Here is a 16,633-nt window from a genome sequence, read left to right on the forward strand (position 1 = left end):
CATGCTCGGGAAACTCGGCACGACCGGCATCGCCGGTGTCCTGTTGCTCGTCGGCGGCCTCGCCGTCATCGCCTACACCGCACCCATCGTCGCCCTCGGGATGGCCCTCGTCCTCGTCGGCCTCCTGCTGGTCGCCAAGGGATTGATGAGCGGTCTCCTCGAATCGTTCGGGATGGGCGGGATGTTCGAGTTCTAATCAGTCGCCCGTCCCCTCGCTCGACTCGTTCATCCCGGCGCGGTGTTCGCTGATGAGGCGGTCGACCATCTCGCCCTTCCGGTCTTTCCGGCGCTGTTCGGCGCGAGCCTCCCAGTCCTCGATGGCGGCCGCCACCTCGCTCTCGCGGGCGATGGCGAGTTCGTCTATCTCCTGGATGGTCACGTCCTCGGCGGGCGCGACGGGGACACCGTGGTCGAACAGCACCTCGTCGGCGACGTCCGAGAGGCCGCCCTGCCGGAGGACGACGCGGGGGTCGCGCTCCGCGAGGAGTTCCGCCGTCGAGCGCCCGGCACCCGAGGCGTCCCGGAGGAAGACCACGTCGCCCGACGCGAGGCCGAAGCGCTCGTGGGCGTCCTCGATGGCCCCCTTCGTGAACTGCTCGACGACCTTCACCGGGACCAGCCCGGCGCGCTCCTCGGCGACGTCCGCGAAGTTCGAGTGGTCGAGCTTCCAGAGGGTCTTCAGGCGCTCGAGTTTCCCCTCCAACGACTCGACGCGGTCGCGCTCCTCGGCGAGTTCTCGCTTCAACCGTTCGGTCTCGCGTTCGAGGCGGGTTACCTCCCGGCGCTCTCTGGCCTCCCGGCGCTCCTCGCGGCGGGCCTCGCTCAGTTCGTCCTCGTACTCCGCGATGCGGTCGTCCTTCCGTCCGATGGTCTCCTTCAGGTCCTCGACGTGCGATTCGAGGCGGTCGTTGCGCGCCTCCAGTCGCTTGATGCGCTTCTCCTCGGCGGTGAGTTCGCGGGGCGTGTGTTCGGTCGATTCCTCCTCGCGCTCTTCCGTCTCCGTCAGGTCGGCGATGACGGACTCGACGGACTCCTCGCCCGTGAGGACGCGCGCGGTCACCTCCCCCCGGTCGAGTTGCGCCGGAATCTTCCGGGCGATGCGGTCGAACTGGTCCTCGTGGGCGTCGAAGGCGAACAGCGCGGCGGCCATCGCGTCGCGTTCGTGGTCGTTGTCGTAGCCCACCTCCCGCGTGCGGTGCTGTTTCGAGTCCACCAGCAGGTCCCGGTCGGGCGTCCACGCGGCGGCGTCGAAGCTCCGGCGGATCTTCTCGACCGTCTCGGGCATCGGCGTCACGTCCGCCGCGACCATCAGCGGCCGGCCGCGTTCGATGATCCACTCGATGACGGCCGCGGTGTCGGCGGTGCGCGTCGAGAGGACGTCCAGCACCTCCCCCCCGAGGCCGACGATGGCGACGGCGGTGGTCGTCCCCGGGTCGATGCCGACGATGACGTGGTCGCGGCGCTTGGCCAGCGGTTCGAACTCGATGCCGTCGCGCCGTTCGCGTTCGATTTCGACGCGCACGTCGCCCGACCGCGCCGCCTTCACCGGGATGTCCTCCGGGCGGGCTTTCACCGTGAAGACGGCCCGCGAGAGGCCGCCGTACTTCTCGACACGGTCGACCTCGTACTCCAAGCCCGCCTCGTCGAGGGTCCGTTCGACGTCGCGGGCCTTGTTCTGGACGTGGCCGTGGATGCGCCGCGTGTAGCGGTCCTCGCTCCACCCGCCCTTGCCGGTCGAGCGACCGCGGGAGACCTTCACGGTGGTCGTGTCGGTGAACGCGGTCACCTCGTAGCCGACGTTCGCGGCCGCGAGGCGGGCGGCGGCCTCCGCCTCCTCCATCGGTTTCTTCCCGTACGGAACGCCGTGGCGGGAGGCGACCCGCGAGAGGGGTTCGGGCCGCTCCGCGCCCGTCACCTGCACCAGTTTCGTCTCGGCGGGCAGCGAGCGCAGGAGGTGGACGAGGGCGTCCTTGTCGGCCGCGAGTTCGTACATGTTGTCCGTCGCCACCATCGACGGCTTCTCGCGGTCGATGAGGCGCCGGAGTTTGCGAAGGGAGACGACGTCGCGGTCGAGGTGTTCCTCGTCACCGGACTGCGCCGCGTTCTGGTTGGCTCGTGGGGTCCCCCGGACCCCGCGAGCGTCGAAGGCGACGACGGCGTACTGGGGGGCGTCCCCGCGGACGTCACCGCTCTGCACGTCCACCCCGAACACGACCGCGTCGAGGGCACTCGTGCGAGTACTCACACCACGCGTAGGTGGAGCGCATTCTTAAACTCCGTGCCGTGAGTGGGTTTCACGCCTCCGGCGACCACGCACAGGACGTGCCGTACACCAGTTCTTCCGCCACGATGTGTTCGTGGAGGCAGGCGTAGTTACAGAACCCGCCCACGGGCGTCCGGTCGTCGGCGTCGCCCTCGCTCACCCAGACCGGGTCGTAGTGCGAGAGGTCGCTGCCGCAGTAGGTGCAGTCGGTCATAGCTCTAGGAAGTACCGCGAGGGGAAAAGCCGCCGTCCCGTCGTGGGCGGGGGCGGGCGTCTACTCCGAGTCGGGGAACGGTACGTCGAGTTCCTGCCCATCGTCGGGGACGAAACACCGCCCGGAGAACACCTCGCGGGCTTCCTTCTGCAACGGCGAGGGGTTCGGGTAGCGCGAGGAGATGTGCGTGAGGGCGAGTCGCTTCACGCCGGCGTCGCGGGCGACGCGGGCCGCCTCGCGGGCGGTGGAGTGGCCCGTCGCGGGCGCGCGGTCGGCGTGGTCGCTGGCGAACGTCGCGTCGTGGACGAGCAGGTCCGCGTCCGCCGAGACGTCCTTCGTCGCCTGGACGGGGCGCGTATCGCCGGTGTAGATCACCCGGCGGCCGGGCCGGGGGGCGCCGACGACCTGTTCGGGGTCGATTACGGTGCCGTCGTCCAGTTCGACGGACTCCCCGCGGTGGAGTTGCGAGAACTTCGGGCCGACGGGCACCCCGAGTTCCTCGGCGCGTTCCCGGTCGAAGCGGCCCTTCCGGTCGTCCTCGACGATGGCGTAGCCCACCGAGGAGGTGCGGTGCTGGGTCTCGAACGCCCGGACCTCGAACTCCTCGCCGCGCAGGGCGACGTCGCCGGGGCGGACCTCGTTGACCCGGACGGGGAAACCGGGGCGCGCGCCCGTCGCGCCGAGGAGTTCCTCGACGTCCCGCCGGGTCCCGGGGGGCGTGTGGATGGCGAGGGTGTCCTCGCGGTCGTTGAAGTCCCACGTCTGACAGAGGCCGGGGAGGCCGAGGACGTGGTCGCCGTGGAGGTGCGTGAGGAAGACGTGCGAGACGTCGAAGCCGGTCCCGAAGCGCATCATCTGGCGCTGGGTGCCCTCGCCGACGTCGAAGAGGAACCGGTCGCCCTCCCGGCGGACCATCAGCGCGGAGGTGTTGCGCTCGGTCGTCGGGACGGCCCCGCTGGTCCCGAGGAACGTCACGTGCATACCGGAACTGGCCGGTGCGGTCGGATAGCCGCTTCGACTCGCCTCGACTCCCCGCCCGGAGCGCGAAGTTATCCTCTCTCCCGACCAGTAGGGCTCATGTCCTCTCCGTCTACTCGCCAGTCCGGGGAGTCAGGTCGACCCACGACCGTCGCCGATCGCGCTCGCGAGAACGAAGCGTCCACAGAGTCGCCGCATGCTCTCGCTCGCCGCGCTCGCGAGAACGAAGCGTCCACAGAGTCGCCGCATGCTCTCGCTCGCCGCGCTCGCGAGAACGCCGCCGGCATCGCCGCCATGCTCGTCCTCGGCCTCGGCTTCGTCGCCCTGTTCAGCGGGTTCGAGTACTTCTTCCTCGTCTGGATACTGGGGTTCACGGTCGTCGTCCCCATCGTCGCCATGCTGTTCGAGGACGAGGAGCGCGAGGCCGAGAAACGCGACGCGTTCTTCGAGGAGATCTACCGCGGAGCCGAGCGACTGGCCAGCGGCATCAGGGCACTGGAGACGGGGACGGCAGAACCGGTCCGGAGCGACCGACGCGACCGGCGGAGCGACCCCGACCCGGTCCCCCGTGCGGACGCGCTGGCGACCCTGCGCGACCGCTACGCGCGCGGCGAGTTGACCGACGAGCAGTTCGAGCGAAAGCTCGACCGGTTGCTAGAGACGGACACGCCGGAGAACGCCGCCGACTGGCGGCGCGAGGAACGGGAGCGCAGGCGGGAACGAGAACACGAGTTCGAGCGCTGAGCCGGACCGTTCGACCGTTCGTGACCGTTCAATCGCGCGACTGCGGCGGTGTCGAACCGTCCCGAACGGCCGACCGATTTATATTCGAAGTGGAGAACGTTCTGTGTACAGATGAGAACAGGAGTGGCCGTACTGGTAGCGGTGCTGGTCGTGCTGGCAGGGTGTGCTGGCCAGCCGACCGGTTCGATGGACGGGTCACCGGACGGGACGATGACCGAAGCGGGGGACGGCACGACGGGCGACGGCACCGTCCGGATGTACGTGAGCGACGAGCGCAACGCCATCGGACAGTTCGAACACCTCAACGTGACCATCACGGAGGTGCGTCTCCGACCGGCGGGGGAGGCGACTGCCGACGGGAACGTCTCCGGAGAGGCGAACGTCACCGGTGAACTCGACGCGAACGCATCGGCGACGAACGCGACGGTGACGAACGCGACAGCGGCGAACGCGACGGCGAATGCAACGGTGAACGCGAGCGCTGACGCCGACGGCGAGTGGCGGACCTACGCCGTCGAGGAGCGCACGGTGGACCTCACCGAACTCCAGGGCGAGAACGCGACGCGACTGGGGAACCTGACGGTGCCGACCGGGCAGTACGAAGGCGTCGCCGTCCGGATCAGCGACATCGAGGCGACGCTGAAGACGGGCGAGCGGGTGACGGTGAAACTCCCGAGCGACCGACTCCGCGTCAGACACGAATTCACCGTCGGCGCGACGGCGACGGACTTCGTCTTCGACATCACGGTGTTCGAGGCGGGCAAGAGCGGCAAGTACGTCCTGAAGCCCGTGGCGGGCGAGTCGGGCACCGACCAGCCCATCCGCCTCGTCAACGACGGGACGACCCGCGGTGGGAACGCATCGGTCGGAGCCGGAGCGAACGCGTCCGTCGGGACGAACGCGAACGCCACCGTGGGGACCAACGCGTCCACGGGAGTCTCGGTGAACGCAACGGGTGAGACTGCCTCGACTGTCGGGAACACGACCGCAGGCGGCGGGGTGAACGCGACCGTTGGGGCGAGAGCGAACGGCTGAGACCGACCGATTCATGGCCGTCCGGCGGCACCTTCGGGTATGGAGGGCCCGCTGTGGACCGAGACCCACGCGCCGTCGCTGAGTGAGTTGCCACAGCCGTCGGTGCGCGACGCCCTGACGCGCGCCGTCGACCAGCCCATGAACCTCGTGCTGTACGGGCCACAGGGGGTCGGCAAGACCGCCGCGGTGCGGGCGCTGGCCCGCGAGGCACACGACGACGAGACCGACCTCGTCGAACTCAACGTGGACGACTTCTTCTCGCGGACGAAGACGGAGATAAAGAACGACCCGCGCTTCGAGTCGTTTCTCGTCGGCCGTTCCCGGATGTCCAAGCGGGACATGATCAACCGCGTCCTGAAGGAGTCCGCGAGCTACGCCCCCGTCTCCGGGGAGTACAAGACCGTCCTGCTGGACAACGCGGAGGCCATCCGCGAGGACTTCCAGCAGGCGCTCCGGCGGGTGATGGAGCGCCACCACCGGACGACGCAGTTCGTCATCGCCACCCGCCAGCCCTCGAAACTCATCCCGCCCATCCGCTCGCGGTGTTTCAACGTCCCCGTCCGGGAACCGACACACGGCGAGACCGTCGCGGTCCTCGAACGCGTCGTGGAGGCCGAGGGCGTCGAGTACGACGCCGACGGACTGGAGTACGTGGCGGGGTACGCCGACGGCGACCTCCGGCGGGCGATTCTGGGGGCACAGACCACCGCCGAGGACGCCGACGAGGTGACGATGCAGGCGGCCTACGAGGCCCTCGGCGAGGTCGGCCTCACCGAACGCGTCGAGGAGATGCTGACCGCTGCGGAGGCCGGCGAGTTCTCCGACGCCCGGAACACGCTGGACGACCTGCTGGTCGACGAGGGCTACAGCGGACAGGAAATACTCGCGGACATCCTCGCGGTCTCCCGATCGCGTCGCTCGGGGCGCGAACTCACGGCGCTCCACCGACTCGCTGGGGAGGTGGACCTCGACCTCGCGGAGGGGACGAGCGACCGCATCCATCTGGGGCGGTTGCTCGCGGAACTCGGGCGCTGAGCGCGTCGTCTACGGGACTACTGGTGTCGCGGGACGCTGATGTCCATCAGATAGCCGCCGCACTTCGAACAGAGGCGACTCCCCTCGAGGGATTCGACGCGCCGACCGCAGTCGAGACACTCGTACAGACCTCTCTGAGACGTTTCTGCCTTCATGCCCCTCATAGCGCGGTACGAGTTGATAAGAGTTACCACACACCACACAGAGTGTCGAGGGAGCGAGAACGACGTTGAGGGCTCGCGAGTCGTGCGCTTGCGGACAGTGCGTCACCAGTGGGTGCGTTCCCGACAGGTGTCCGTCGGGTCACCGCAGCACGAGAACGTGTCTGTCGAGCGACCGGTGGACGCGCCGTTCGAAGGTCGCCTCGACGGTCCACCCGGCGCGCTCCGCGGCCTCGCGCCAGGAGCGGTCGGCCACGACGACACAGGACGGGGCGACCCGTCGGGCTTCCCGGAGGGCGTCTTCGACCAGTTCGGCGAGGTCGCCGACGACCTTCGACTGGCGGCCGTAGGGCGCGTCGAAGACGACGGCGTCGACGCTCGCGTCCCGGAAGGGGAGGTGGGTAGCGTCGCCCCGGCAGACGTCGAAGTCCTCGAGGAAGTGCGCGAGGTTCTCGCGTGCGCCCCGGACCATCTTCGCCTGCGCGTCGGCACCCACCACGTCCCCCCCGACGAGACCCGCCTCGACGAGGACGCCCCCGGTGCCGCACATCGGGTCGAGGACGCGCGCGCCGGGGCGCGCCCCGGCGACGTTGACCAGCGCACGGGCGAACAGCGGCCCCATGCTCCCCGGTTGGAAGAACGGGCGGTCGGTGGGTCGGCGGTCGCCGTAGTCGCGGACGCTCTCGACTTCGAGCCACCCGAGCGCACAGACCCCCTCGCCGTCCGGGGCGGGCGCGAGCGGGTCGGCGGAATTCGACCCCTCGTCGGGGGTCCCGTCGCCGCCGCGCCAGACGGGTTCAGCGTCCCGGGCGTCGTCCTCCGCTTCGTTCCCGGGGACGCTGAACAGCGCCCGGAGTTCGTGGTCCGGGTCGTCGAGGTCGACGGAGAACCCGCGGTCGACGAGGACGCTCCCGAGTTCGCGTTCGGCACGCTGGGTGTCGACGCCCGTGGTGCGCTTGACGTCGCGGGCGCGGACGGCGACGGACCCCTCGCGGTCGAAGGAGGCGGCGTCGAGGAGGGCGCGGGCGCTCTCGACGCTGGCGTCGGTGTGTCCGAGGAGGGCGCTCGCTCGGTGGGTGTAGGCGAGGCCGTGCACCCGGTCGGAGACGCCGCGGGCGGTCGCGAGGCCGGCCGCGAGGGGGCGCACGTCCGTACAGGCGCTCGCGGCCTCACAGCGCGCGAAGGCGTCGTCCTCGCCGCCCAGTTCCAGCACGTACACGCCCCCGACTCACCCGCGAACCGGCAAGAGGATGCCGATACCCCCGGCGGAGGACCTGTCAGGTATTCCCCCCTACCTTTATAAAGGTTAAATACGTGTTTTAAGTCGTGTCAATGACCGACCCCAAGGAAACCATCAACATCGAGAACGTTGTTGCGTCGACGGGCATCGGCCAGGAGCTGGACCTCCAGAGTGTCGCGATGGACCTGGAGGGGGCCGACTACGACCCCGAGCAGTTCCCCGGCCTCGTCTACCGGACCCAGAACCCGAAGTCCGCCGCGCTCATCTTCCGCTCCGGGAAGATCGTCTGTACCGGTGCGAAGTCCACCGACGACGTCCACGAGAGCCTCCGCATCGTCTTCGACAAGCTCCGCGACCTCGAGATTCAGGTCGACGAGGACCCCGAGATCGTTGTCCAGAACATCGTCACCTCCGCGGACCTCGGGCGGACGCTCAACCTGAACGCCATCGCCATCGGCCTCGGGCTGGAGAACATCGAGTACGAACCCGAGCAGTTCCCCGGTCTCGTCTACCGTCTCGACGACCCTGACGTGGTCGCGCTGCTGTTCGGCTCCGGGAAACTCGTCATCACGGGCGGCAAGCAGCCCGTCGACGCCGAACACGCCGTCGACAAGATCGTCTCCCGCCTCGAGGAACTCGGCCTCCTCGAGTCGTAGACTCCTCGAATCGGACAGCTACAAACCGGGGGCCGTCGTAGGAGACGTATGATTCCGGCACAGGCGGACGTCACGGGCGGTGGCCTGCTCGCCATCGTCGTCACGTTCCTCGTGGCGTGGCTGTTCTACGCCGTCACGCTCCACCTCGCCGCGACGTTCTTCATCGGCGACGTGCCGTCACAGCGCGCGGCGACGGCGGCGCTCGCCCCCGCCGTCGTCTCCATGCTGTTCCAGCTCGGCTCGCTGAACGACGCCATCGCCCTGTTCGCCCTCTTCACGCTCGCCAGCGTCGTCGCCGCCATCCACGTCGTCTACCGCGTCCGGTGGGTGACGGCGGGACTGCTCGGCCTCCTGCACTTCGCGTTCGCGCTGGCGCTCGGACTCGCGCTGTACAACATCATCACCTTCCTCTGAAAAAGACCACAACGCGGTCCGCTCGACCGATTCAGGCCTCCGCAGTCGAGCAGGACTGGCTGTACTCGACCTGGCCGACCTCGGTTCCGTTCTGGCTGACGACGGTACCGTTCTCGTAGATACGGACGTTCTGGAACCCGTCGTCGCTGGCGCCCTGCGAGTCGTCGACGATCCGGAGGTCGACGAACGTGTCGTCCTGGTTGTCGAAGAAGACGTCACCGCTCGCACCGCTTACGTTCACGTAGTTCCCCTCGAAGAGCAGACCGTCGTCGGTGGCGGTCGGACAGACCTCGCCGATCTCGACCTCACCGACGGTGCTTCCGTTGCGGTCGACGACGGTGCCGTTCTCGTAGATGTTCACGTCGAAGAATCCATCGCCGCCCGCCTGGTTGTCGTCGACGATGGAGACGTTCCCGACGACGGCATCGTCCTCGTCGAACACCGTCCCGTTGGCGCTCACGTTCACGTACGCACCGCTCTCGGCGCTCGTTACGTTGTTCGCGACGAACACGAAGTCGCCGCTGGCCTCGGTGCCGGGCGTACCGGTCGTATCGTTGACCTCCACGCGACCGACGACGTCACCGCTCTCGTTGATGACGGTGCCGTTCTCGTAGATTCGGACGTTCTCGAAGCCGGGGCCGTCACCTTGGGTGTCCTCGATGATGGTGACGTTGGCTATCGAATCGTCCTGATTGTCGAAGAAGACGTCACCGCTCGCGCCGCTTACGTTGACGGCGGTCCCGTTGAACAGGAACGCGTCGTCGTCGTTGGCGGCGGTACCGTTGGTCACGGTGCCGTTCTCCGCGGTCTCGTTGGCCATTTCGGTCGTTTCGGTTCCCCCGTCGGTCTCGGTGGTATCGTTGGTCCCGTCGCCGGCATCCGGTCCCGAGCAACCGGCGATACCGACCAGTACGACGAGGAGACAGACGAGTATCGTCCGTTTCGATGGAGTTGGTAGCGTCGACACACGTTCGGAGACGAAGATAAATCCATTATGGCTGGGGCTTGCATCGACTGGACGAGCGTTGAAGGCGGAATCCAAGCGTGCTCGGCCACCAGATTCAAGACTGTTGAGAGACCGGCTGGTTCGCGGGGACTGGGCGCCACCGCCTCCTGAACGCGGTGGCGACACTCGAGACGCCTACGTCTTCTGCTTGTAGGTATCGCCCGACCGACGAACCGGTCGCTATTTCGGGACGGGAACCGTGCGTGAACCAGTGAGGCGTATCGCATGACCCGGAATCGCGAGGCGAGGCCACATGAGCGTTCGTGACCTCGGCTGGAACCGGGTCGAGCGCCGGCCGCGCGCCCCACTCAGGCTGCTCGGAACGCTCGTGTTCCTCGCCGTCGCCACCGTCGGGACCGGGGCGCTGGTGTACGCGCTGGCGCTCCCGTTCGCGTTCGAGTCGGTCGGGACGGCCGGGACCGCCGTCGTCACCGCCGTGGGGGCCGTGTTCGCCGTGTTCGCCAGCGCCGTCCTCCTCGACCGGCGGCCCCTCGCGGACTACGGCTTCCACCTCGGCAGGCGGTGGGGCGCCGACCTCGCGGTCGGACTGGCCCTCGGCGGGGTGCTCCTCACGCTCGTCTTCCTCGTCGCCCTCGCCGCCGGGTGGGTCGCCGTCGTGGGGACGTTCCGCGCGCCGGGAGCGTTCCTGCCCGCGCTGGCGGGCAACGTCCTCGTGTTCTGTCTCGTGGGCCTCTACGAGGAACTGCTCGTCCGGGGGTACCTCCTGCGCAACCTCGCGGAGGGGCTGGCGGGCTACGTCAGCGAGCAGTGGGCCGTCGGCGCGAGCGTGCTGTTCAGTTCGGCTGTGTTCGGTGCGCTCCACCTCGGCAACCCCAACGCGACGCTCGTGAGTGCCCTCGGCATCACGCTCGCCGGGGTGATGCTCGCCGCCGGGTTCGTCTTCACGGGGGAACTCGCCCTCCCCATCGGCCTCCACGTGACGTGGAACGTCTTTCAGGGCCTCGTCTTCGGCTTCCCGGTGAGCGGCCTGACCGTCGGGACCACCCTGCTCGCCACCCGCGAACAGGGGCCGGACCTCCTGACGGGCGGGTCGTTCGGCCCCGAGGCGGGCCTCCTCGGGGTGCTCGCCACGCTGGTCGGTCTCGTGAGTACGCTCTGGTACGTCCGGCGGGCGGAGGGTGCGGTGCGAATCCACGACCGGGTGACGACGCCCCGCCTCCGCTGGTGGGACTGACTACTCGACGAGCCGCTCGATTTCGGTGACGAGGATGCCGCTCGCGCCCTCCTCGCGCAGGCTGGCGATGGTCTCGAAGACCCGTTCCTCGTCGACGACGGCGTGGACGGCGACCATCCCCTCGCCCGCGATGTCCATGACGGTCGGACCGCCGAGACCGGGGATGACGTCTCGCACCGCGTCCAGTCGCTCCTCGGGGACGTTCATCATCAGGTAGCGCTTGCCCGAGGCGGCGAGGACGGATTCGAGCGCGGTGCGAATCTGGCTCACCTTCTCGTCGTCCACCCGGTCGGGGTGGGCGAACAGGCGCACCGAGGAGGCCATCACCTCCTCGACGATGGCGAGGCGGTTCATCCGGAGCGTGGTCCCCGTGGAGGTGATGTCCACGATGGCGTCCGCGATGTCCACGTGCGGGGTGAGTTCCGTCGCGCCCGACACCTCCGCGACGTCCACCTCGACGCCCCGTTCCTCGAAGAACTCGCGGGTGATACGCGGGAACTCGGTGGCGACGGTACCCCCCCTGAGGTCCTCGACGGCCTCGATTTCCCCCTCTTCGGGGGCCGCGAGGACGAGGCGACAGCGTCCGAACTCCAGGTCGAGGAGGTCGACGAGGTCCGTCCCGGACTCGCGTTGCTGGTCGAGGCCGGTGATGCCGATGGCGGCCGCGCCGTCGGCGACGTACTCGGGGATGTCGGCGGCGCGGGCGAACAGGACGGTGACGTCCGGGTCGACGGTGTCGGCGTACAGTTTCCGGTCGGCCCCGTCGATGAGGTGCAGGCCGGCCCGTTCGAGGAGTTCGATGGTCGGCTCGTGGAGACGTCCCTTGTTGGGCACGGCGATGCGCATTGGTGGGGAGACTCGTCGGGAGGGGTTGTGCCTTTCGGCGCTAGTATTCGTTGGTGGTGGGTCGGGGGACAGTTGCGGAGCAAGTAGGAACACCACCGAAGCCCTCGGCACAACGACTCGCGCGACCACACCTGCGCTCCTCGCTTCGCTGCGGTGCTTGGCGGGTCGGGCGTCGTCCTTGTGCCTCGCCCTTCGAGTCCGCCAGGCTCTGCCCCGCCCTGCCCTTCCCCGGGTCGCGCGGCCCTCACTCCGTTCGGGCACGCGCTCCCGGCCACGGGGGTCAGGACCGCCACAAGCGCGTTCCGTCGCGCGAGTCGCGGGGAGGTGAGGGGCCGCGCGTGTCGGAGCGAAGCGTGGACCGCCCGAGTCGAGCGCGTGAGGGCTTTCGAGGTCACTCCGTTCTTCACTACGTAGAGTCATCGGACCACTACCGCAGATGCTAGCGATGGATTGACGCCCCACCCACGAAAACCGCCCCCATGAACACGCTCGGAATCACCGGCGGGCGCGTCCTCCTGCCCAGCATGGACGTCGTCGAGGCGGACGTCCTCGTGGACACCGACGCAGGCGAAATCCTCGACGTCGAACCCGAGGCGGGTGCGGCAGCGGACGAGACTCTCGACGCGACGGACTCGCTGGTCACGCCGGGGTTCGTCAACGCCCACACGCACGCCGCGATGACCCTTTTGCGGGGGTACGCCGACGACAAGCCCCTCGAATCGTGGCTCCGCGAGGACGTCTGGCCCGCCGAGGCCGAACTGACCCCGGAGGACATCGTCGCCGGGACGCGCCTCGGGATGCTGGAGATGATACGCTCGGGGACGACCGGGTTCGTGGATATGTACTTCGAGGTGCCCCGCATCGTGGACGCGGTGGCCGACGCGGGGATGCGCGCCCGACTGGGCCACGGCGTCGTGACGGTGGCGAAAGACGACGAGGCGGCACACGACGACGCCCGCGAGTCCATCGCGGTGGCCCGCGAGTACGACGGCGCGGCCGACGGACGCGTCAGGACGGCGTTCATGCCCCACTCGCTGACGACGGTGGGGACGGAGTTCTTCGAGGAGTACGTTCCGCAGGCCCGCGCGTCCGATATCCCGGTCCACATCCACGCCAACGAGACGCGCGGCGAGGTCGACCCCATCGTGGAGGAACGGGGGGTGCGACCACTGGAGTACGCCCGTGAGGTGGGCCTGCTCGAACCCGAGGACTTCGTCGCGCACGGCGTCCACACGGACGAGACGGAGATCGACCTGCTGGCGGAGACGGGCGCGGGCGTCGTCCACTGCCCGGCCTCGAACATGAAACTCGCCAGCGGGATGGCCCCCGTCCAGTCGATGCTCGACGCGGGCGTCGAGGTGGGCATCGGGACGGACGGCGCGGCGTCGAACAACGACCTCGACATGTTCGACGAGGCGCGCGACGCGGCGATGCTGGGCAAACTCGCCGCCGGGGACGCGAGCGCCGTCGCCGCACCCGACGCCGTGCGGATGGCGACTGCGGGGAGCGCAAGCGTGGCGGGCCTGCCGGGCGGGCGACTCGAACCCGGCGCGGCGGCGGACCTCGCGGTGGTCTCGCTCGACGCGCCGCACCTCACGCCGGTCCACGACGCCGTGAGCCACGTCGCGTACGCCGCGCGGGGGGCCGACGTTCGTCACACGGTCTGTGACGGGCGAGTGTTGATGCGCGACCGGGAGGTGCTGACGATGGACGCCGGTGCGGTACAGGCCGAGGCGACGGAGCGCGCGTCGGCGCTGGTCGAACGGGCGAACTGAACGACCAGCAGTCTCGATAAACGTTCTAAGCCGTTCTCGGCCGATATCAGGAACCGTCTACGATCCCGAACTCACTCGAACAAACAGACTATCTTAACTTAGATACTGTCTTGTTAGAATATGTGATGAAGACCAGACACGCACTGTTCGCACTCGCATCGGTCGTCCTGCTGGGCCTGTCGCCCTTCGCGACGACTGCGCTCGCCGCCGGGGCGGGCGTGGCCGGAAACGACGACGTCGCCGGGGCCGGAAACACCGGCCTCTCGCTCGGCGTCACACAGGACGACGGCGTCAGCGTCGTCGTCACGGACAACGGGACCGGCGTGGCGAACGCCTCGGTTGCGGTCGTCGCACAGAACAACTCGACGTACGCGGGTGATGGTGACTACCTGACGGACGACAACGGCACCGTCGCGCTCCCCACGCCGGAGGAGAACGTCACCGTGAGCATCGAAGTCACCGACGGTGACGAGCAGGTGAGCGAAGTCGTCGCGCTCTACGCCGACGAGGGCGAGGCCGCGGACGACACGTTCGGACAGGAGGTGTCCCGGTTCGTCCACTCGCTGCTGGCCGCCGAGGGCGTCGGTGAGGACACGTCGCTGGGACAGCTCATCTCGGAGTTCGTCGTCGCCAACAACCCCGGCGCGGAGAACCGCCCCGACGACGTGGGGCCGCCCGAGAACCACGGACCGGAGGATGAGGACGACGAGGGTGAGGACGACGAGCGCCGCGGACCGCCCGAGGACCGTGGACCACAGGACGAAGAAGACGCGGGCGAGGAAAGCGAGCGTGAAGCGGACGAGGAGGACGAATCCGACCGCCGCGGTCCGCCCGAGCACGCGGGGCCGCCGGAGGACCCCGGACAGGAGGATGAAGACGACGAAGAGAGCGAGGATGCGGAAGAGAGTGAAGACGACGAGGAGAGCGAAGACGACGAGGAGAGCGAAGACGACGAGGACGACGCCAGCGGGTCGGCGACGCCCGAGTAACGACGGACTCCTTCTGCTCGCCGGGAGCGACCCGGTAGGGTTTTGCCCCGCCTGGGCTTCGGTCCGACCATGACGTACCCCCCAATCAGCGAGCAACTCGACGACGTCGAGACCGCTCGCGAGGAGGGCCGCCGCAAGATGGACTGGGCGCGCCAGCACATGCCCATCCTGACGGCCCTGCGCGAGGAGTTCGAGGAGCACAAACCGTTCGAGGGCCAGCGCGTGGCCATGGCGATGCACGTCGAGGCGAAGACCGCGAACCTCGCCGAGACCATCGCCGACGGCGGTGCCGAAGTCGCCATCACCGGCTGCAACCCCCTCTCGACGCACGACGACGTGAGCGCCGCCCTCGACGCCCACGAGAACGTCACCTCCTACGCCAAGCGCGGCGTCGACGACGAGGAGTACTACGAGGCCATCGAGGCCGTCATCGCCCACGAACCCACCGTCACGGTCGACGACGGCGGCGACCTCGTCCTGCGCATCCACGAGCGCCACGAGGACCTCATCGACGGCATCATCGGCGGGTGTGAGGAGACGACCACCGGCGTGCACCGCCTGCGCGCGATGGACGCCGACGGCGCACTCGACTACCCCGTCTTCGCGGTCAACGACACGCCGATGAAGCGCCTGTTCGACAACGTCCACGGCACCGGCGAGTCCTCGCTCGCCAACATCGCCATGACGACGAACCTCTCCTTCGCCGGGAAGACGGTCGTCGTCGCGGGCTACGGCGACTGTGGCCGCGGCGTCGCGAAGAAGGCCAGCGGGCAGAACGCCCACGTCGTCGTCACCGAGGTGGACTCCCGACGTGCCCTCGAAGCCCACATGGAGGGCTACGAGGTCCTGCCGATGAACGAGGCGGCGAAGAAAGGCGACGTGTTCATCACCACCACCGGAAACCGCGACGTCATCACCGCGGAGGACTTCGAGGAGATGCAGGACGGCGTCCTCCTCGCCAACGCGGGCCACTTCGACATCGAGGTCAACCTCGACGACCTGTCGGACCTCGCCACGGAGGTCCGCGAGGTGCGCGACGGCGTCCGCGAGTACGAGATGGAAGACGGCCGCCGCCTGAACGTCCTCGCCGAGGGCCGCCTCGTCAACCTCGCCGGGCCCCTCGCGCTGGGACACCCGGTGGAGGTCATGGACCAGAGCTTCGGCGTGCAGGCAGTCTGCGTGCGCGAACTCGTCGCCGCCGATACTGGTGGATTAGGCGACCGCATCGCCGAACGCATCCGCGAGCGTCTCGGCCGGTCGAACACCCTCGCACCCGCCGGAAGCCGGAACTACGAGGCGGGCGTCCACGAGGTGCCCGACGCGCTGGACCGCGAGGTGGCGCGCATCAAACTGGAGGCGGAGGGCATCGCCATCGACGACCTGACCGACGTCCAGCGCGAGTACATGGACGACTGGCAGCACGGGACGTAAGCGAGCGTTCCAACCGACCCTTCTTTCCACGCCAACCGACCAGCGGCGCTCCGTCTACTTCGGCGGGTCCTCGATGCCGCCGAACCCCGGCAGGACGAAGTCGACGGCGGCCAGCACGAGGATGGCCGAGAGGATGATGCCCGCCTCGACCAGCGTTGTGAGGAGGCCGAGCGAGACGATGAGCGTCGTCGCGCACGCCGGGGCGTGGCGGAGGTCCGTCGTGAGCATCGAGACGCTGGTCAGGCCGAGGGCGACGAGGGCGCTCGCGGCCAGTCGGAGGCTGTCTATCGACATCGCGGGCGGGAGTTGCGTGACCGACAGGCCGGGCGCGAGCAAGTGGTAGGCGACGAGCCCCCCGAGGACGCCGAAGAGGTGGCCGCCGAACACCCGCTGGGACTGGCTGGTCGCCGCGGACGGACTCACCGCCATCGCGTACGCCGAGGGCCCGAGGCTCGGGAAGAGGTAGGGCTGACCGGTCACCAGCGCCACGACCGCGAGACTCGACAGGAGGGCGCAGACCCGCGCAGTCGTGCGAAGCGCGTCGGCCGTCGTCGGGCGCTCCTCGACGGGTTCGAGCAGTTCGAGGGCGGCCCGCTCCAGTCGGGTGAACCGATCGGGGATGACGTTCTCGACGTCGTCCAGCAGTGACAC

Annotated in this window: 18 protein-coding genes; 10 read left to right on the forward strand and 8 right to left on the reverse strand. The window is 68.9% G+C overall.

The genetic code is table 11. The features are described 5' to 3' along the window. The first annotated feature begins 1 nt into the window (after position 1). Positions 2-196 carry a DUF7470 family protein gene (locus NKG96_RS01095; protein ID WP_254536620.1) on the forward strand — a complete coding sequence of 65 codons (195 nt, stop codon included), beginning with the start codon at positions 2-4 and terminating at the stop codon, positions 194-196. On the opposite strand, the gene NKG96_RS01100 is transcribed toward NKG96_RS01095, so the two are convergent. From NKG96_RS01100 to rnz, 3 genes are read right to left on the reverse strand one after another with little or no spacing between them, the layout of a single operon-like run. Next, positions 197-2,245 carry a DUF460 domain-containing protein gene (locus NKG96_RS01100; RefSeq protein ID WP_254536621.1) on the reverse strand — a complete coding sequence of 683 codons (2,049 nt, stop codon included), beginning with the start codon at positions 2,243-2,245 and terminating at the stop codon, positions 197-199. It lies immediately after the preceding gene. A 49-nt stretch (positions 2,246-2,294) separates the two neighbouring features. Continuing rightward, on the reverse strand, positions 2,295-2,477 hold the full coding sequence (locus tag NKG96_RS01105; RefSeq protein WP_254536622.1) for a hypothetical protein: 183 nt from the start codon (positions 2,475-2,477) through the stop codon (positions 2,295-2,297). 60 nt (positions 2,478-2,537) lie between these two features. Further along, positions 2,538-3,458, reverse strand: a complete 921-nt coding sequence (rnz, locus tag NKG96_RS01110) for a ribonuclease Z (RefSeq protein ID WP_254536623.1) — start codon at positions 3,456-3,458, stop codon at positions 2,538-2,540. 291 nt (positions 3,459-3,749) lie between these two features. Here rnz and NKG96_RS01115 point away from each other — a divergent pair, with 291 nt between their 5' ends. The 3 genes from NKG96_RS01115 to NKG96_RS01125 all read left to right on the forward strand — a co-directional run bounded on the left by NKG96_RS01115 (position 3,750) and on the right by NKG96_RS01125 (position 6,269). Then, positions 3,750-4,199, forward strand: coding sequence for an SHOCT domain-containing protein (locus NKG96_RS01115; RefSeq protein ID WP_254536624.1), 450 nt, complete (start codon positions 3,750-3,752; stop codon positions 4,197-4,199). A gap of 111 nt (positions 4,200-4,310) precedes the next feature. After that, the gene (locus tag NKG96_RS01120) at positions 4,311-5,234 is read left to right on the forward strand and encodes a DUF4382 domain-containing protein (protein WP_254536625.1); all 924 of its coding nucleotides are present in this window, start codon (positions 4,311-4,313) and stop codon (positions 5,232-5,234) included. A 39-nt stretch (positions 5,235-5,273) separates the two neighbouring features. Continuing rightward, the gene (locus tag NKG96_RS01125) at positions 5,274-6,269 is read left to right on the forward strand and encodes an AAA family ATPase (RefSeq protein WP_254536626.1); all 996 of its coding nucleotides are present in this window, start codon (positions 5,274-5,276) and stop codon (positions 6,267-6,269) included. Positions 6,270-6,286: 17 nt separating this feature from the next. Here NKG96_RS01125 and NKG96_RS01130 read toward each other — a convergent pair whose 3' ends face one another. Both NKG96_RS01130 and NKG96_RS01135 read right to left on the reverse strand, forming a co-directional pair. Then, entirely contained in the window at positions 6,287-6,424 is a 138-nt protein-coding gene (locus NKG96_RS01130) for a rubrerythrin-like domain-containing protein (protein WP_254536627.1), read from the reverse strand. Between the two features lie 148 nt (positions 6,425-6,572). After that, the gene (locus tag NKG96_RS01135; RefSeq protein ID WP_254536628.1) at positions 6,573-7,649 is read right to left on the reverse strand and encodes a methyltransferase domain-containing protein; all 1,077 of its coding nucleotides are present in this window, start codon (positions 7,647-7,649) and stop codon (positions 6,573-6,575) included. A 113-nt stretch (positions 7,650-7,762) separates the two neighbouring features. Between NKG96_RS01135 and NKG96_RS01140 the strand changes: the two genes are divergently transcribed. Next, positions 7,763-8,326, forward strand: coding sequence for a TATA-box-binding protein (locus tag NKG96_RS01140; protein WP_254536629.1), 564 nt, complete (start codon positions 7,763-7,765; stop codon positions 8,324-8,326). A 48-nt stretch (positions 8,327-8,374) separates the two neighbouring features. Then, positions 8,375-8,740 (forward strand): DUF7473 family protein, encoded by a 366-nt coding sequence (locus NKG96_RS01145; RefSeq protein ID WP_254536630.1) that lies wholly within the window; start codon positions 8,375-8,377, stop codon positions 8,738-8,740. Between the two features lie 31 nt (positions 8,741-8,771). Here the strand turns inward: NKG96_RS01145 and NKG96_RS01150 are convergent, their stop codons facing one another. Then, positions 8,772-9,707 (reverse strand): hypothetical protein, encoded by a 936-nt coding sequence (locus NKG96_RS01150; protein WP_254536631.1) that lies wholly within the window; start codon positions 9,705-9,707, stop codon positions 8,772-8,774. 292 nt (positions 9,708-9,999) lie between these two features. Between NKG96_RS01150 and NKG96_RS01155 the strand changes: the two genes are divergently transcribed. Then, positions 10,000-10,941: a CPBP family intramembrane glutamic endopeptidase gene (locus NKG96_RS01155; RefSeq protein WP_254536632.1), complete on the forward strand. Its 942-nt coding sequence runs from the start codon at positions 10,000-10,002 to the stop codon at positions 10,939-10,941. Here NKG96_RS01155 and hisG read toward each other — a convergent pair whose 3' ends face one another. Next, the gene (hisG, locus tag NKG96_RS01160; protein WP_254536633.1) at positions 10,942-11,787 is read right to left on the reverse strand and encodes an ATP phosphoribosyltransferase; all 846 of its coding nucleotides are present in this window, start codon (positions 11,785-11,787) and stop codon (positions 10,942-10,944) included. It lies immediately after the preceding gene. A gap of 479 nt (positions 11,788-12,266) precedes the next feature. On the opposite strand from hisG, the gene NKG96_RS01165 reads away from it, so the two are divergent. From NKG96_RS01165 to NKG96_RS01175, 3 genes are all read left to right on the forward strand, one after another. Next, a complete protein-coding gene (locus NKG96_RS01165; RefSeq protein WP_254536634.1) occupies positions 12,267-13,562 on the forward strand; it encodes an amidohydrolase in 1,296 nt (431 codons plus the stop codon). A 125-nt stretch (positions 13,563-13,687) separates the two neighbouring features. Next, positions 13,688-14,551 (forward strand): hypothetical protein, encoded by an 864-nt coding sequence (locus NKG96_RS01170; protein WP_254536635.1) that lies wholly within the window; start codon positions 13,688-13,690, stop codon positions 14,549-14,551. A gap of 69 nt (positions 14,552-14,620) precedes the next feature. Continuing rightward, a complete protein-coding gene (locus NKG96_RS01175) occupies positions 14,621-15,982 on the forward strand; it encodes an adenosylhomocysteinase (RefSeq protein WP_254536636.1) in 1,362 nt (453 codons plus the stop codon). Positions 15,983-16,036: 54 nt separating this feature from the next. Here NKG96_RS01175 and NKG96_RS01180 read toward each other — a convergent pair whose 3' ends face one another. Beyond that, positions 16,037-16,633 (reverse strand): HPP family protein, encoded by a 597-nt coding sequence (locus NKG96_RS01180; protein ID WP_254536637.1) that lies wholly within the window; start codon positions 16,631-16,633, stop codon positions 16,037-16,039.

It is taken from the genome of Halomarina litorea (assembly GCF_024227715.1).
In the GTDB taxonomy this organism is placed as follows: domain Archaea; phylum Halobacteriota; class Halobacteria; order Halobacteriales; family Haloarculaceae; genus Halomarina; species Halomarina litorea.

Bases quoted from the DNA above. Each gene is read 5' to 3' on its own strand.
- NKG96_RS01095 (WP_254536620.1), top strand. From the start codon at position 2: ATGCTCGGGAAACTCGGCACGACCGGCATCGCCGGTGTCCTGTTGCTC.
- NKG96_RS01105 (WP_254536622.1), bottom strand. From the start codon at position 2,477: ATGACCGACTGCACCTACTGCGGCAGCGACCTCTCGCACTACGACCCG.
- rnz (WP_254536623.1), bottom strand. From the start codon at position 3,458: ATGCACGTGACGTTCCTCGGGACCAGCGGGGCCGTCCCGACGACCGAG.
- NKG96_RS01115 (WP_254536624.1), top strand. From the start codon at position 3,750: ATGCTCGTCCTCGGCCTCGGCTTCGTCGCCCTGTTCAGCGGGTTCGAG.
- NKG96_RS01120 (WP_254536625.1), top strand. From the start codon at position 4,311: ATGAGAACAGGAGTGGCCGTACTGGTAGCGGTGCTGGTCGTGCTGGCA.
- NKG96_RS01125 (WP_254536626.1), top strand. From the start codon at position 5,274: ATGGAGGGCCCGCTGTGGACCGAGACCCACGCGCCGTCGCTGAGTGAG.
- NKG96_RS01130 (WP_254536627.1), bottom strand. From the start codon at position 6,424: ATGAAGGCAGAAACGTCTCAGAGAGGTCTGTACGAGTGTCTCGACTGC.
- NKG96_RS01140 (WP_254536629.1), top strand. From the start codon at position 7,763: ATGACCGACCCCAAGGAAACCATCAACATCGAGAACGTTGTTGCGTCG.
- NKG96_RS01145 (WP_254536630.1), top strand. From the start codon at position 8,375: ATGATTCCGGCACAGGCGGACGTCACGGGCGGTGGCCTGCTCGCCATC.
- NKG96_RS01155 (WP_254536632.1), top strand. From the start codon at position 10,000: ATGAGCGTTCGTGACCTCGGCTGGAACCGGGTCGAGCGCCGGCCGCGC.
- hisG (WP_254536633.1), bottom strand. From the start codon at position 11,787: ATGCGCATCGCCGTGCCCAACAAGGGACGTCTCCACGAGCCGACCATC.
- NKG96_RS01165 (WP_254536634.1), top strand. From the start codon at position 12,267: ATGAACACGCTCGGAATCACCGGCGGGCGCGTCCTCCTGCCCAGCATG.
- NKG96_RS01170 (WP_254536635.1), top strand. From the start codon at position 13,688: ATGAAGACCAGACACGCACTGTTCGCACTCGCATCGGTCGTCCTGCTG.
- NKG96_RS01175 (WP_254536636.1), top strand. From the start codon at position 14,621: ATGACGTACCCCCCAATCAGCGAGCAACTCGACGACGTCGAGACCGCT.